At 35.9% G+C, this 14,998-nt stretch carries 15 protein-coding genes; 1 reads left to right on the top strand and 14 read right to left on the bottom strand.

Features of this window, described 5'->3' with window-relative positions:
- Positions 1–62 precede the first annotated feature (62 nt).
- The 8 genes from ABES02_RS28290 to ABES02_RS28255 form a co-directional block, all read right to left on the bottom strand.
- On the bottom strand, positions 63–1,607 hold the full coding sequence (locus tag ABES02_RS28290) for a hypothetical protein (RefSeq protein WP_430141157.1): 1,545 nt from the start codon (positions 1,605–1,607) through the stop codon (positions 63–65).
- Positions 1,608–1,822: 215 nt separating this feature from the next.
- On the bottom strand, positions 1,823–3,301 hold the full coding sequence (locus ABES02_RS28285) for a MutH/Sau3AI family endonuclease (protein WP_430141156.1): 1,479 nt from the start codon (positions 3,299–3,301) through the stop codon (positions 1,823–1,825).
- Positions 3,302–3,398: 97 nt separating this feature from the next.
- On the bottom strand, positions 3,399–3,521 hold the full coding sequence (locus ABES02_RS28280) for a hypothetical protein (protein ID WP_430141154.1): 123 nt from the start codon (positions 3,519–3,521) through the stop codon (positions 3,399–3,401).
- Positions 3,522–3,671: 150 nt separating this feature from the next.
- The gene (locus ABES02_RS28275; protein ID WP_430141153.1) at positions 3,672–4,466 is read right to left on the bottom strand and encodes a hypothetical protein; all 795 of its coding nucleotides are present in this window, start codon (positions 4,464–4,466) and stop codon (positions 3,672–3,674) included.
- 97 nt (positions 4,467–4,563) lie between these two features.
- Entirely contained in the window at positions 4,564–5,547 is a 984-nt protein-coding gene (locus ABES02_RS28270; RefSeq protein ID WP_430141151.1) for a tetratricopeptide repeat protein, read from the bottom strand.
- A gap of 139 nt (positions 5,548–5,686) precedes the next feature.
- The gene (locus ABES02_RS28265) at positions 5,687–6,754 is read right to left on the bottom strand and encodes a hypothetical protein (protein ID WP_430141150.1); all 1,068 of its coding nucleotides are present in this window, start codon (positions 6,752–6,754) and stop codon (positions 5,687–5,689) included.
- A gap of 265 nt (positions 6,755–7,019) precedes the next feature.
- Positions 7,020–7,898, bottom strand: coding sequence for a phosphorothioated DNA-binding restriction endonuclease (locus ABES02_RS28260; protein ID WP_430141149.1), 879 nt, complete (start codon positions 7,896–7,898; stop codon positions 7,020–7,022).
- Positions 7,895–8,023, bottom strand: coding sequence for a hypothetical protein (locus tag ABES02_RS28255; RefSeq protein WP_430141148.1), 129 nt, complete (start codon positions 8,021–8,023; stop codon positions 7,895–7,897). The genes ABES02_RS28260 and ABES02_RS28255 overlap by 4 nt, the downstream gene beginning before the upstream one ends.
- A 694-nt stretch (positions 8,024–8,717) precedes the next feature.
- Here ABES02_RS28255 and ABES02_RS28250 point away from each other — a divergent pair.
- A complete protein-coding gene (locus ABES02_RS28250; RefSeq protein WP_430141147.1) occupies positions 8,718–9,008 on the top strand; it encodes a hypothetical protein in 291 nt (96 codons plus the stop codon).
- Between the two features lie 670 nt (positions 9,009–9,678).
- Here ABES02_RS28250 and ABES02_RS28245 read toward each other — a convergent pair.
- The 6 genes from ABES02_RS28245 to ABES02_RS28220 form a co-directional block, all read right to left on the bottom strand.
- On the bottom strand, positions 9,679–10,218 hold the full coding sequence (locus ABES02_RS28245) for a VUT family protein (RefSeq protein WP_430141146.1): 540 nt from the start codon (positions 10,216–10,218) through the stop codon (positions 9,679–9,681).
- A 35-nt stretch (positions 10,219–10,253) separates the two neighbouring features.
- Positions 10,254–10,982 carry a 7-carboxy-7-deazaguanine synthase QueE gene (gene queE, locus ABES02_RS28240; RefSeq protein WP_430141145.1) on the bottom strand — a complete coding sequence of 243 codons (729 nt, stop codon included), beginning with the start codon at positions 10,980–10,982 and terminating at the stop codon, positions 10,254–10,256.
- Positions 10,979–11,455 (bottom strand): 6-carboxytetrahydropterin synthase QueD, encoded by a 477-nt coding sequence (gene queD / locus ABES02_RS28235; RefSeq protein ID WP_430141144.1) that lies wholly within the window; start codon positions 11,453–11,455, stop codon positions 10,979–10,981. Before queD ends, queE begins: the two co-directional genes overlap by 4 nt.
- 3 nt (positions 11,456–11,458) lie before the next feature.
- On the bottom strand, positions 11,459–12,115 hold the full coding sequence (queC, locus tag ABES02_RS28230; RefSeq protein ID WP_430141143.1) for a 7-cyano-7-deazaguanine synthase QueC: 657 nt from the start codon (positions 12,113–12,115) through the stop codon (positions 11,459–11,461).
- 392 nt (positions 12,116–12,507) lie between these two features.
- Positions 12,508–13,257 carry an HNH endonuclease gene (locus ABES02_RS28225; protein ID WP_430141142.1) on the bottom strand — a complete coding sequence of 250 codons (750 nt, stop codon included), beginning with the start codon at positions 13,255–13,257 and terminating at the stop codon, positions 12,508–12,510.
- Positions 13,250–14,764, bottom strand: coding sequence for a hypothetical protein (locus ABES02_RS28220; RefSeq protein ID WP_430141141.1), 1,515 nt, complete (start codon positions 14,762–14,764; stop codon positions 13,250–13,252). Before ABES02_RS28220 ends, ABES02_RS28225 begins: the two co-directional genes overlap by 8 nt.
- Positions 14,765–14,998 lie beyond the last annotated feature (234 nt).

Here is a 14,998-nt window from a genome sequence, read left to right as displayed (position 1 = left end):
CGTAAGTTTTTCAGTGCCCTCTGTCATTACAAGGCTCATTAAAAAATATATATGAAGTTTTCTTAATATGGTAAAACCTCAAAACCACGAAAGGATTCCCTCAAATCCGCCATTTTCTTAAAAATTTTATTTGATTCCAAGGTTTTCATCGAATCTAGTAAGTCGTTCATATTTTCGGATGATACCTTTTCCGAATGGGCAGCGTGATTTCTCACCCTCGCAATTTTGTCCCATTCCCTTAACAACAGCTTTCGTTCTGCTGGTTCCCAAAATGGGGTCCAATCAGGTTTTTCGATATTCTTGGAAGCCACTAAATAAGACTGCCCCATCGCGGGGGGCTGCCACGCTCCATTTTGGCGGGACTTATTGAAATCAATCGGCTCACCAATTTTCATATTAGGAATAACGAGCCCGTTTGCATCAGGCTGAACTTTGAAATAATAATCTGGCAGCCTAATATGGTTTCTTCTCCTGATCCAATGAACAATGGATTTATTTATTTCCATTTCAAAAGCCTTCGCTAAGCAAATGACAGCAGGCGTATAATCGAGGTCAGGGTATTTATTTTGATAGGATTTCAAGAAATCCCCGACATGATTCCCGATGTTGATCAATTGATTAGAATCCAATTCAAAACCTGGTATTCTTTTATCCTCCCGATTCCTCCGAGATGGTTGCAAAAGAGTAAGGAAGGTCCCAACCTTTTCACTCAATCGATCTAAAGTCTCTAAATAACCTTGATTACCACCTTCCCCCGCATATTTCCCTTTGGTCAGTTGGATTGCCTCAATCACTCTGGCCATGGCGATGTCAATCTGGGACTCAGCCATTTCATTAAATTTGGAATAATTGTCTTCTTGATTGATAAGGAAACTAAGTAATTCCGACAAAGCGGTTGCTAGGCTCTCCGTTAAAAGTTCGTTCCCTTTCCCTTCGCACAGGTTCAAATCGTCATCATAATCCTCTTTAACAATTTCGAACATTTTCTCCTGGAATTCGATGGGTCCAGCACATTGGTTTTTAAACTCACTTAAATGATTGGCAGCAGATCCCAATTGCCTCAACTGGCTTCTAATATGTTTCGCACAGGTCCGATACCATTTGAAAGACCATATTGATGGATGGGTTGTAATGACGATGGCTGGTAACTGGTCATATGGGATATTCAGTGTTTTGGCAATGGCTTGGACATTAAACGAATCTTTAAATAAATGGCTGCCGCTCTGATCCGGGTATGCGGCTAACCGATTTTCCTCTTTGAATACCTGCTGTAGGTGTTGATAATATTTTGGCTGAACCGTTTCATCCTTCCATTGTTTTGGCGGTTGCGTCAAGGCGAAAAAGAGCAGTCTTTCGCCAGTTTGATAGTGAAGGCTGTTGAATTGCTCCTTTAAAGTTTCAGCGAAATCCCAATGTTTTGCCGGATCATGGATGATAAACGCAAATAGGTTATATGGTTCAAATATTTTGTTGGTTAAGCGCTTCAACGCATACATTTCATTTTGATAAGCAGGGCTTAAACGGTCAAATAAATCGGGATTGTGCTTTTTGTAATAAATTTGACTTATCGCATGAAAATAGGAATAACTTGAGACAGGCATACCCACGGTTCATTTCCACCCTTCCAATAAAAATAGTAAAATAATTCAGTATCCAAAAAATAACCTGGTGACTCCGTTGAGAAATTCGATAAAAGCAACCCATGGGTTGCTTCGATTTTTCTAATACTGTAACACTGGAGAGCGTTCATTTCCTTGCTGTTCGAGCAGATATAAGGAATAAGTGAGTAATGGAAATTACTTCATGGCTCCTTTTTTTCATATCAAATAAAATCAATTTCATTGAGCATGGTTACCAATGTTTTTCCTTTCACCCATAAATTCTGATGATACATATGGATCCCATTAAGAACCTTGGGTTTTTTATTAGAATCGGAACCTGTCCCTCTTAGAAAAATATTGTGATCTTTTGATTTTGGAAAATTAATAGAGGTCTTCACTTTTCCTGTTTTATTTATGATAGGACGGCCATGTTTATCTAATTCTGGAGTTTCTTTTAATTGATCGTTATTGATTAACCATCTAACCTCATTCCAAACCTTCCTTACATCCTTTTCAATCATATGGTCTTGAAAAATGATTCGTTTAAATCCTAAAAATCGATTCTCAAGCAATTTTGAAGTAGGCGACGGCTCTTCGAATAGAATGCACAAAAAATGCTGATTGGTAAAATAATTAAAAACAAAGGAATCTTCAAAATCAATCTGTTCATCTGTCCATTCTGTAAAATCGATGGTAAATAATTTCGTATCCTCTGTCCTGGTGCCCTGTTTGGTTTGAGTGACAGTTTTTGGCGTAATTCCGATTTTATTAAACAATTCAATCCTACTGATTTTTTTGGTTTCTGCACCGAACATTTTCACCACTATTTGTTCGGAAATAGCCTTATTGACATCCCCTTTTTCATTTAAAATAATCGGAATATTAAACTCCAACATCAGTTCCATAATCGTTTTGCCACGATACAATTCTGTTAAATGATGTAATTTTTCGTCTAATTCTCTAAAAGTTGAATATTGAGTCGATAATTTTTCAAACTTTTCTCCAAAGTGTTTTTGGACAATATTTGAAACGGTTGCCCTTTTTAAACGAAATCTTGGAGGGTGAGGCCATTTAGGAGCCGTATCAATAAACATTAAGTCTTTTCTTAATTCAGAAGAAATGCGATGGTACTCATTTTCTGGATTGTCATATTCCTCTTGTAACTTTTTGATAAAGTCCCTGACGATTTGCCAGTCATTCTTCAAGATTTCCGTATCTTCTGCAGAAAACTCGTGAAATTGATAGTCCATAATAACAAAATTAGCATAATCGATCGCTTTTACCGTTTCATTAGAATCATAGTGATAATAGACCAATAGCATAATTTCCAGTTTATGCCAAAAATGAGAGGTCTCGAAATGTTCATTGGTTATGTTTTTGGGAGAAACGGCAGTGATAGACATCGGCTCTTTTGCTTCAAATTGATGGTCGCCTTTTTTAGCTGGTTTTCTAATCCCTGTAGTTTTTAACTCTACATCTTTACCATCAACAAAAAGATCTGCCCTTTGTTTAGAATCCGGTGGATACCCAAGCACTGACTGTTCAATGACATCTCCTGCAATACCTGTGATTTTAGGTTTTGTCAGTGCCCTTTGAAAAACATTATTTCGATCTACTTCCCCTAATGTTTTGCCAACGACATTATTAAAAATCGTTTCTAGCTGTTTTTTTGAAAAAACATGTCCTGCCAAAAGAAACACTCCCTTGGGACCAACTTAATTGTCAAATTGATAATAACATTCTTATTACGACAAATCGCCCCTCATACCCACGCAGATAGAGGGGAGTTTATTGGATTTATTGAATAAATGATTCACTTTCCACAGCATGTTCAAGCAGTGCTGAAAAATATTCCAAGTACATGCTGGCTCCCCCGTGCTTGGCAGTTTGGACAAAGTTATAAAATATTGGACGGACCATTATTCCACCATGCTCCATCTTTCCCTTCGCGAGTTTGGAAGACAGTAATACCGGTACTTTTTCCTATTTATTAGAATAATAAACACCTCATGTTGGATTGAGGTTACATGTTTGAACAAACAAAATGAATCCTTGCATATTAAGAAGTTCTTATTTCGTTAGCTCTGCTGCTTCAATCATCCATTCAAACAGTTGATGGATGTTCCCACCCTTTTTCATTGCCTCTGCAGATTGCTTCATATTCCGTTTGAAGGTGCGTCGTTTCCAAGCACGGATTTCTGCTGCATGAGAAGTGAGCATTTGGGCCATTTGATAGCAGTCAGCTAAAACCTTGTTCATATCCCATCTGTCATCTGAGCTTTTTTGCGCAAAAATTCCGGCATTGCAGCCTCCTCGGATAAATTGCATATCCCACTGATAATGGAGGGGCAAATCTTTCAAATATCGTTGCTGGATAATAGAAAACCAGATTCCGTGATAGATTCCAGATAATTGAAAATTGGGATCATGTTGTCCATGACCATTACAGCCCGTTAAGGTCACAATGCCCGCTTCATTCAACGCTTTTACCAGGATGGCCGTATAAGGGCATAATTCGATCGTATTAGTACGGATGCCATAACGACGGGTTACAAAGCTCCTCCATTGAAAATGGTAGCCTTCCATATTGACCATATGCTCGCGGCCAGGATACTGGATGATTTTCCTCATTTTGGGGATTGGGAAGTGATTAACGAGCAATTGAAAACCGTCGCCATTCCAAAAAACAGGAATTTCTAACGTATCTAGGAACGTTTTTAGCTGCTGTTGATCATGCTGACTTCCGTTTCGTAGCGAAATAAAATCGTTGTTGACCTCAACCGGAAATCCTCTTAATACTAATGCCTCTGCAAGCTTCTCCGTACCAGATTGCATTTCAATTGATAAATAATTAGATGATTTCATGGACAATTCCTCCTTGGTATTTTCCTTTATTTCCTTGCTAAACTTAATATACCAAGGTCCGGTTACATCCTTTGTAACCGGTTGAAACCCATTCTTCTTATTCAATCAAATGTTTTGGAATCTCGGGATTCCATCGATACCTTTGTTCATCCTTCTCTCCGACCGTTTGAATCAGTGTCTTCCCATCCACTGCCAAACCCTTTTTGATGACGGACCTTAAACGGCTAATATCCGTTTTAACCGAACCTGCTTGTTTGACAGTTAGTGAAAATACGGTATTTTCGAGAATGTCAAATTTGGTCAATCCTTCCTCCCACTCGAAAATTAACCTCATAAGCTCTGCTTCCTTCGTGTTCATGACGACGGAGGCACCATTGCCATGCAGGGTCGTGCCGCGCCTATCGATTTCAAGCACATAGCATTCTCCCCGGCTGCTTTTCTCTAGCAATTGGTCACGTTCCGCCCGTTTGTTGATTCGGGTTCCATCCTGGTTTAACCTCGTAAAGGAAGCTTTTTCGACATCACTACTAGCGTAATGTTGGCGAAATCGGGCAAAATCATCATCCTGATCCAGTTTTTTTGATTGGCTAAAGCATTGAGCCGCATCCTTCTGAAGCCCCAATTCAAAGTATGCTTTCCCTAGTAAACACCAAATTTTGATTTGTTTTTCTGTTGAAATTCCTCTTTCGAGTGCTTCCTTGGCATAAAAAGCGGCGGATTCCCATTTTTCCTTCCCAAAGGTCATTTTTTCTGCTAAAAAGGCTAGGTGGTAAAATGTATCACCCTTTTCAGGATAATAGTGGGCTGCTCTTTGTAAGGATCGGAACGCCTTCTGAAAATTCGATTGAAGCATCTTTTCAGACCGGCCAAATTCTAAATACAGCTTGGCCAATACGTGATGATAGTATGACTTTTGCTCATCGCTCACTCTTTTGCGAAGAAGAGCTTCATAGATTTCGATTCCCTCTTCTACCCAATCCTGACGAAAATCCTCCTCTTCGTCTTCATCCCCTATCTCCCATCTTTCTTCGATTTTTTCCAGTTCGACTAGGGAATAGTTTTGATATTTTCTCATTGACATTTATCCGATCTCTCCTCAATGGCAGAATACTTTTTTTAGGGATAGTTTAATAGTTTCTAATAAGTTAACATAATATATTCATTGTTAATCATTTTCTTCCATCACTTAAAAACACGCTCATCATGAATAACGAATACGGTTAAAGATAATTATCCTTCAACAATGTAAAGATTTCTTCAGCTTGATTTAACAGCTCTTCTACTAGTTTATATTTTTCAACTCTATATTTCACGAATAAAGGGATATGAGGCACTCGATCCATGATATAGAGCTGTTTAGGAGTGGTGGAAAGTAAGGGGCTTAAAGCTAATCTTACTTTGTCCAATTCATGTGGATTGCTCCATTCCTTACCGTAGATTTTCAACCAGAAAGGGGTGTTATATAATTGCATCCAAGCCCTGCTATCAAAACTAACATCGCCAAAAAATTCTCCGCATTTAAAGTATTTTTTATAATGATAGGGACCACCAGAAGCCCTTAACTTTCCGTTTTCTGTTGAAAAAATACCGTCAGCTATTCCTTTAGCTAATAACTCATCCACAATATCACTATAATTCATATTTCTTCTGGCAATAGCTGACGTTAGCTCATCCTCCTGGATAGGAAGGAATGCTTCATTATCCATTTCAGAGCATAATCCTAATAATTGAATGACATCCCCTTTTAGAAGGTCATCCTGTTGGACAGCCATTTGCGAAATCATCTCATTCAACAAATAATCCCAGTTCGTAATCGCTAATCGTTTATTTTCAGTGATTTTTACAAATATGATATTTTCAAAAGAAGTCATATCCATATATTGAATTTGTGCCTCTTTTAGACGCTGGATTAATTCTCCCCACACAAATTCCATTCTTAGCTTTGGCACTAAAAAGAAGAGAATCGACGGTTTTCCATCATCCAAACGATCTAAATAAGCAACCGGCTGATTACTGGTAAGTCCCGCCCAAAATTTGCCTTCAATAATATATACAGGATCATTATTAGCATCAAACCCAACGATGTCTGGAATCCCTTTATCATTCGAATAGACCTGGCTTTGAAAGGAGAGATCAGAATTGATTTCAGCGTTGACTTGACGGTTTATCTTTGTAAGGGCATTTCTAGCAGCCATGCTATTGTTTAAAATATAATTAAGGGCTTCTGTTGCTAGATACTCATTATTTGTGATAAAGTTCTTTCCTAAATATCCAAGTAAGCTTTTCATGAAATTCACCACTTCTATTTATTTTTGTAACATTCCATCGTTATATTTACTTTATCGGAGAGGTTCAAAGGTTATACATAAGTATGTCTAGTTCATACCGTAAAATGTACGATGGGTTTTTTTAGAAAGTTATTTCATAAGAAAAGCACCTCCAAATGTTAGAAATGACGTACATTTGGGGTGCAGTAAATTTCTCAAACAGCTAAAAAAATTAATTAGCTACAATAAAAACTATTATTATGTATTCAAAAATACATTCATTTTTTTATCCAACAATATACCTCGAAGGACCTCTAAAAACCTCACGAACATGCCAATGTAGAAAATTTTGAGAAGGAAGGTAATCAGGATGAATGGGTTTACGAATCGGTTTATCATGAAATTTCATTAACCATTCATTGAAACCATTAAACCCATGTGCCTCTTCCGCCAGCAGGAACACTTTTTCTTCCGTTAAGGTAAAGACGCCTCTATCAAAAAGTTTATGATGCATGGAACATAGTGCAATCCCGTTTGTTTCAGTGTCTGGCCCCCCAGCTTGATGCCATTTTATATGGGCAGCCTCTAAACCAACTATGTTATGTCCAAGGCGAACATGAAAACCACAAACGGCACAACTATATTCATAGGCTTTTAAGACCCTTTCTCGGAAATTTGGATCGCGTCTTCGCTTCCCAACGAACTCTAAATCAAGGCCTATGCTAGTTAGAATGTCTTCATGAATCGTGTCAGGGAAATGATTATTTAAAATAATCTCTGCTACCTCTTTAATAAGTGCTTTGTCTGCTTTTAAAAGGTTGTATGCCTCTTTATTAAATCCGCCACTTACTTGGTTTTCTAATAAAAATCTGTTGCTAGGATTTTTTGTATCTATTTTATTAACTGTATTAAAATCCCAAATGCCATCATTACTTAACCTTACAAAAGGCTCCTCAGGATGATAAGACTTTCTTTTAGGGCCAAACTCGATTAACAACGATGTTAGTTTTTCTTTTACTTCCTTATAGGGTAGGAACCGATCAACTTCATTTTGAATTTTACCCAATGCATACAACAGTAATAAGGGATTATGCGGGGCTCTTTGATCACCCTTTTTCCAAATACTTATATTTTGAATATTTTGTTTTAGCTCATTACCATTCATTCAATGCAATCCCTTTCAAATACTGTTCTCCAATTAGTATAGCTCTTAATTAAAATATTTTTAAGATTTTCCTTAAATTTTTCAGAGAAAACTCCATTTTCTAATCCAGCTTTTAATAATTCCAAAAGTGCTTCTCCTGGTATTTCTAGTGGCCTAAGATGAGAATATAGAGGGGAGCCAAATGGGGTTTGTATTATTCGTCTAAAAGAACTAAATAGCCATCCACTAAGTATCTCTCTCCTCATGACATTTTAAAAATCAATAAGTGTTTTTATAACAATTTATCACAATGTTAATGTAAACATCTCTCAAAATATGAAAATTTATGTTTTAATATGATAAATTAGTGGTAGTAAATTAGACTCTGGAGGATATGAGTTTCATTGATTGAATCGTGGCTTAAGGTGTTAAAGAAATGCCAAGTAACACAAAAGATCTGGAATATCCCTCCAAGTTCATGGGAGTTACATTAATGAGGATACCATTGAAGAAGTCATTCAGTCGACGAAAGAATTATTTTATGAACGTTATAAATTTAATATTTTAAAGTATACAGTCACCCTTTCACAGGTATTAATTCATGGGGATATTGACGTCCTGGGGCTTGAAATCAAATCTGGAGCAATAGCCAACATCTATGCGGTTAATACTTCTTTTCTGGAAACGGACTTCATATTCATAAAAGATAATTTTAAAGTTGAAACAATAATAAATAGTATGATTAGAACAGCTATGTTAATCCACGGTTATTACGATATTGCAAAAGGAAAGATTATTTTTGTAGCACCAGAACTCAAATAATCTGTACATGAACAACTGATGGATTCTGTAAAATTTCTCAATGAAATTTTTAAAGTATACGGATTTAAATTTTCCTTTATTCATTACGTAAATGAGGAATTTCAAAAATTTATATATCAGCCTTTAGCTGAAAAAACAAAAGTAATAAAGTCTTCTCCACAGGTAAAGTATGGTATATCTCCTAATATTGATAACCATGTTTCTGAAACTACTCAGCAACACTTAAGAAAAGTGGCTGTTACTGATGAACAGCTAAAAATAGGTCTCCTTGTTCGAACAGAATTCAGGAAACTTGCAAACACTGGGTAAATTTAAGACGAAGTGGTTACACATTTATTAGATGAAAATTATTCGAATGAGACATTCGATTTAAATTATGTATTCCTACGAAAAATTGAAAAAGGACAAACTATTAAAGAAAAAAAGTTTGTCAATGGTAAAGGTAGATATTGGAGTGAGGCATTTATTATTAATAGTGGGATATATATCGTTTGTAATGACTGGTATGAACGGCACCGTTATAAGTTTGTAAAATGGCTTGAACTAATGAATAGTAAGATAATGAAGAAATAGGTAATGTTGCAAAACTATAATTACAAGTTTCTAAAATATGTAAATAACTATTTTCATACAATATATAACAAAATCCCCTTTCTATTTAAAGATTTGGGGATTTTTTTTATTTTTATTCCTTAGTTCTTGACAATAATTTTATAAAATAAAACTTCTTTTAGTAATAGTACTATTTTCTTAGTCCCCAAATTTCTGAAAACACGTTTTCACCAGAATAATGATATAGGTCCTTAATGAAAAATGACATTCGTCACACTAAAGCGTACATTGATTCATAAAAAGGCGTAAGAAATATAGATTAGCATTTACATATACTATCTAAAAAAAATTAGGTCTCTGATCATAATGAGAAAGCACTTACTTTGAACTTGAGTATCTCACTTTCCCTAGTAAGTGCTTTTTTTCATTAATTTGAAACGGCATTTTTACCCGAAGAGTTATTTACCTGGCTTAAAATTATTGCTGCAATCGCCTGGATAATTGTTTTTACAATTACTTGTCCAAGGATAGTTGCCGGAACAGCCTCCCATGGCAAGAAATTTGCTCCCACTGGGCTTAGACCAATAATAACGAATATGACCGAATCCAGTAAGCCTCCTACGATTCCACTATAAAAAACTCGCCAACTCATTGGTAGATTTAATCTTGTATAAATTTCTGTATCTGTAGTTTCTGCCACGGCAAACGAAATGGCAGAAGCTAATACAATAACAAGAGTATCACCTAATATGAATGACAAAACAGCAGATAAAAATAATGCAATTCCTATGAAAATATAAGTCTTTTTTCTTCCATATTTGTTTTGGACCAAATCTCTAAAGATAAAAGTGGCTCCAATAAACAATGTTCCCATCGGAACAATAAATAGGCCCAGCTGTAATGGTGCAAAAGCTGCAGTAACAACGTTCGCAGTAACAATTGAAATTAAATACAAAAGGATTCTCATTTTATCCCTACTCTCTTTGTGAACTCAACTTTCCCTTACACGCCTCGCTTATTTCCCCAAAGAAGGGCATGTAATTGCGGTAAAACTTTTACATCATTCAATTGAGGGTCCAAAACCACGCAATTAACTAACCACTCATATTTCATCAGTAGTTTTTGAATCAATTCACTATTATTCACATTCGTGATATCATCGTTCCCAACCTGAAGATAAAAAGGAATCTCCGGGTAGCGGTTATGAACCTTTTTCGCATATTCAAGATCGTTTTTATCAAAAATGACGACTTTTAGACTCACTTGATATTTAAAATCATAATCTCTTAGATTTTGAAAAATAGAATCTAAGATTTCAAAATTTGTTACCATCTTAGAACTTGGCGGCTTTGGTGAAATCGTTAGTTCATCAACGTTGACGAACCAGTCTTGCCATCTGCTGCCTTGTGTTTCGATGCCAATTTTGATTTCTTTTTCTTTTAATAAATCGATAAACTCATCTAGATTTTTCAGCAGCGCCGGATTGCCCCCTGAGATGGTCACAAAGGAGAAATTATCGCCGCCGACTCTTTTTAATTCAGTCCAGATTTCTTCTGCTGTCATTTGTCGAATATCCTCTTTGGCACTGCCATCCCACGTAAAGGCAGAATCACACCAGCTGCATGAATAATCGCAGCCGGCTGTGCGCACAAACATTGTTTTTTGACCAATCACCATGCCTTCTCCTTGGATGGTTGGTCCAAAAATTTCTAACACAGGAATCTTACTCATTCCTCCATCCACTCCCTTCTAGCCTCAGCATAGCTTGTTGGCGTTTCAAAGAGGCGGACAAATTCCACTCTTGCTCCATGATATTGATCCTTCCGCTCTTCTGTAGCTAACGCTTCCTTCATTTTCTCATAAATCCAAACCACCATGTTTTCCGCTGTTGTATTCATGAATGGCAGGGTTTCATTCAAATATTGATGGTCAAGGAATATTTCAATTTCATTTTTCCAAATCTCTTTAATATCACCAAAGTCGATCATTAAGCCACGTTCATCGACAAAACCGCTGATGCCGAAAATAACGTGGTACGTGTGACCATGCAAATTCTTGCATTTTCCTTCATAGCAATGCAAGTGGTGCGATGCATCGAAAGTAAATTCTTTGCTCACGAGTACACGTTTTGAATGATATTTTAATTGATGTGGATGAATGTCCTCATTTATTTTCTGAAGTTTATCGACGATTCTAAAACCCATCGTTTAAAACCTCCCGCTTAAAAAGTCTTCGAGCCCTCTTTTTCGTAAAACGCAAGCAGGGCATTCGCCGCATCCATCGGCAATTACACCATTGTAGCAAGTTAATGTTTTTTCTCGAACAAAATCCAATGCGCCTAATTCATCTGCTAGTGCCCATGTTTGTGCTTTGTTGATCCACATTAATGGCGTATGAATGACAAAATTATCGTCCATGGATAGATTCAAAGTAACATTCAGTGATTTGATAAAAATGTCACGGCAATCTGGGTAGCCGCTGAAATCTGTTTCACACACACCGGTCACTAAATGCTTCGCACCGACTTGGCGTGCTAATACACCTGCGAACGTAAGGAATAACAGATTACGACCAGGAACAAAAGTCGAAGGAAGTTCCCCTTCGCCGCCCTCTGTGACCTCAATATCTGACCGTGTTAACGCATTAGGTGCAAGTTGATTTAATAATGACATATCTAAAATATGGTGTTTAACACCAAGTTCATTGGCTATATTTTTGGCACATTCAATTTCTAACCTATGCCTTTGATTGTAATCAAATGTAACAACTTCTACTTCTTTAAATTGTTTTAAGGCCCAAAATAAACAAGTGGTGCTATCTTGTCCGCCACTAAACACAACAATTGCTTTTTCATCTCTTAGCATACTAAGGAAAACCCCCTTCAAAATAGAAAAAACAGTACCCCAAGATAGAAGTACTGCTTCATCTTAGTTTTTTTAAGGAGGGGTGCTACAACCTCCACCGCAGAAGTGCGGATTTATTTATTTGGAATTATTCACAATAAGTATATTACTATTTTTACGCAGTCTTGTCGACAATTTTCGAGTGTATTGTTAAATCCTACCATAATGTAACCGAAGATTGTTTCTCACTTTTCAAACTATACCAACAATTGTTGATTCATCTTAGTTTTTTTGAAGGTATCCAGACCTTAATAAATTAACTCAAAAAAATTGATTGATTTATTATATCATAGCATTTATTATCAGATTTCCTAGATATAATCTAAAAAGTATTATTCTTTATTATTTTGGCCCTAACAGATACAATTTTCACATACAACTTTAAGATTATCTGCAACAGCAAGGCCAGTAATTAACTTTTTACTTAAAAATAGGTGAACCTTCGTACTATCTTTATGACAATTCTCACAACAATTTTTTTGTGATAGAATTACAAATCTTAATTCTTTGCTCGGTAAATCTGTATCAAGGGTAATATTCCTGGAGTAAACCCAGTTATAAGCTAATTTAGATTGTAATGATGAAAAGTATTCTCGCTTCCCGGTATTACAATAGGAACATAGTATTTGCCAATTTTTACCATTTGAAGTATCACCTACTAGCCTCCATGGAATAATATGGTCTAGGGTCTCGATTACTTCACCTGTAAATTTAACTCCACATAATTTGCACCTATTATTTTGAATATTAATGAGTTCCTTGTATTTTTCAGGAAAATTGGCTTTAAGTTTTTCGATTGTATATTTTTCTTGTAATAACCCATTTTCCAAGCCAGTAATGTAATATTGGTCAGAAATGTCTTTTAATATTCTTAAAAATAATGGATCGGGGTTTATACCTAATCCTTTTAAATGTGATATAATTAATGGTTTAACTTTTAAGTCATAACGCTCTCTAAAAATTGATTGGCTTGGTAATAAGCCGAAAACAAGTGGTAAAATTTGAAAACGCTCTATTTCTGAAAATTCATGATTTTCCTGAGAGAATCCCAAATAGTAAGAAAACACATCTTTGAAAAGTTTTATTGATTGACCCTTAGTCAACCGCTCCTGTGACGAGAGAAGACCTTGTATACTGATACACCCCCTTCTTATCCACCAGATTCCGAAATGCTTCTTGAAGAGCCAATCGCCCAGGTCCTGTATCTAAACCTTTAGTTTTCCATTCAGTAGCAAAAAATTCAGCAGGAATCCATTGAACAAGTTTTTCTGCTCTTGATCGTAGCTTCTCTCTTAATTCATTTAAAGCATTTGAAGAGTCTCTTGGAATAAAGAACTCTTCATCTTGATGTCCAAGATTGAGTAAAAATGCAGATTGTAATTCCTTTAATACAACCGCCTTAACCAAATTAGAATGTCCGACCGACCAAAGATTATAACCTTGTTCATAGGACGGCGTATCTTTATAGTTGTTATAGATTTTCTCCCAGAAATCCAAAAAGAATAGACCCCAATGTTCTGATTTCCAGCGATTTAACCTTTCTGTTTTCATTCCTCTACCCTGAACTTCTGGGTATAGATTTTGTATGATTTGTTGGAGAGCAGGTTCTTTGCCATCATAAAATGTTTTGGCGATGCTTACCATAGTTTTATAACCAATTTTTGTACTGTCTTTCTTCTCAGTAAGATTTACCAATCCATAAAAAGGGCTTCTGTTATCCCACTGAACAACTTGCATTAGCTCATGTTCTTTTACCTTTACTCCTGCCTGGACTAACCTTCCTTGCAATTTTTCTAATTCTGTTTTCGTTAGAGAAAGGGCAGCATTTGCTGTAATAAATTGATCCGGTATTCCCTTTGCAGTATAATTTACTACTGTAAATTGAAATACTTGTTCCGACCAAGGACAATTATATACTGCACAAACAGTGAATGGTATGTTACGTTCACATAATTCTGCACCTTTAACGCGATGTTGACCGTCAATGATGGTTGCAGGTTTTGCCATATCTCTTAATTCCTGAATATTTTGGTAACACCAATCCCTATCCTCTAACCTATTTAATAGATGAAGTAATTTTGACATACCAATTTCTACTTCGTCGACATCAGAATCATTTTCATCACTATTTTCCTTATTTGAATCCATTTCTATTATTTCTTCGTCTTCAATATGTAAATCTTGATCTTGTGCAGATATTCTGTATTCAATTTGTTTTCTTAATATTTTTATTAATTCATCTAACTCCTCAGTTTCATTAAACTCTACAGGCATTTTTATGGTCAAAGTACATTTTTTAATCTGATCAGAATCCTCAATGTCTGAAAATACAAGATTTGCTAATCTTTCATCATCATCTTCTGCAGGGTGTATCCCCACTACCAGAGCGGTTGGAGATTGATTTAAACCCATTGAAAAGAACTTTTTTGCCTTAATTACTCTATTCGGATCATCTACCCTTTGAAAACCAATCATATCTTCATTTAACCTTCGAGGAATACCTGCCCATCTTAGTAATTCTTCTGCCGGAATAACTAAATTAACCAACCATGGTGCATTAGGGTCTTCACTCTGTCGATAAGCATATCCCTCATAACTTAAAATTTCCATATATACCTCCCACTTATTAACTAATAACAAAAAAGGAATTATAAACCACTATTTAAGTATAAATTTACTTATCATAAAGGTCAAAATTTCAACGAAATATCAATTTTGCTAATATATCTATAACGTATCGTATATATAAGTACAAATATATGACTACATGAGTAATAGCAAACAAATATACGGAAAAAAGGTGTATGGATTGTTTAATAAAAAATTGAGATACAATAAATTGCA

The organism is Neobacillus pocheonensis, from assembly GCF_050477905.1.
Classification (GTDB): Bacteria; Bacillota; Bacilli; order Bacillales; family Cytobacillaceae; genus Neobacillus; species Neobacillus pocheonensis_A.
This window is presented reverse-complemented; position numbering and strand designations above follow the sequence as displayed.

Excerpts from the sequence above, each read along its gene's own strand:
- ABES02_RS28220 (WP_430141141.1), bottom strand. The coding sequence starts at position 14,764 with ATGGAAATTTTAAGTTATGAGGGATATGCTTATCGACAGAGTGAAGAC.
- queD (WP_430141144.1), bottom strand. The coding sequence starts at position 11,455 with ATGGGTTTTAGAATCGTCGATAAACTTCAGAAAATAAATGAGGACATT.
- queE (WP_430141145.1), bottom strand. The coding sequence starts at position 10,982 with ATGAGTAAGATTCCTGTGTTAGAAATTTTTGGACCAACCATCCAAGGA.
- ABES02_RS28265 (WP_430141150.1), bottom strand. The coding sequence starts at position 6,754 with ATGAAAAGCTTACTTGGATATTTAGGAAAGAACTTTATCACAAATAAT.
- queC (WP_430141143.1), bottom strand. The coding sequence starts at position 12,115 with ATGCTAAGAGATGAAAAAGCAATTGTTGTGTTTAGTGGCGGACAAGAT.
- ABES02_RS28280 (WP_430141154.1), bottom strand. The coding sequence starts at position 3,521 with ATGGTCCGTCCAATATTTTATAACTTTGTCCAAACTGCCAAGCACGGG.
- ABES02_RS28250 (WP_430141147.1), top strand. The coding sequence starts at position 8,718 with ATGGATTCTGTAAAATTTCTCAATGAAATTTTTAAAGTATACGGATTT.
- ABES02_RS28260 (WP_430141149.1), bottom strand. The coding sequence starts at position 7,898 with ATGAATGGTAATGAGCTAAAACAAAATATTCAAAATATAAGTATTTGG.
- ABES02_RS28270 (WP_430141151.1), bottom strand. The coding sequence starts at position 5,547 with ATGTCAATGAGAAAATATCAAAACTATTCCCTAGTCGAACTGGAAAAA.
- ABES02_RS28245 (WP_430141146.1), bottom strand. The coding sequence starts at position 10,218 with ATGAGAATCCTTTTGTATTTAATTTCAATTGTTACTGCGAACGTTGTT.
- ABES02_RS28275 (WP_430141153.1), bottom strand. The coding sequence starts at position 4,466 with ATGAAATCATCTAATTATTTATCAATTGAAATGCAATCTGGTACGGAG.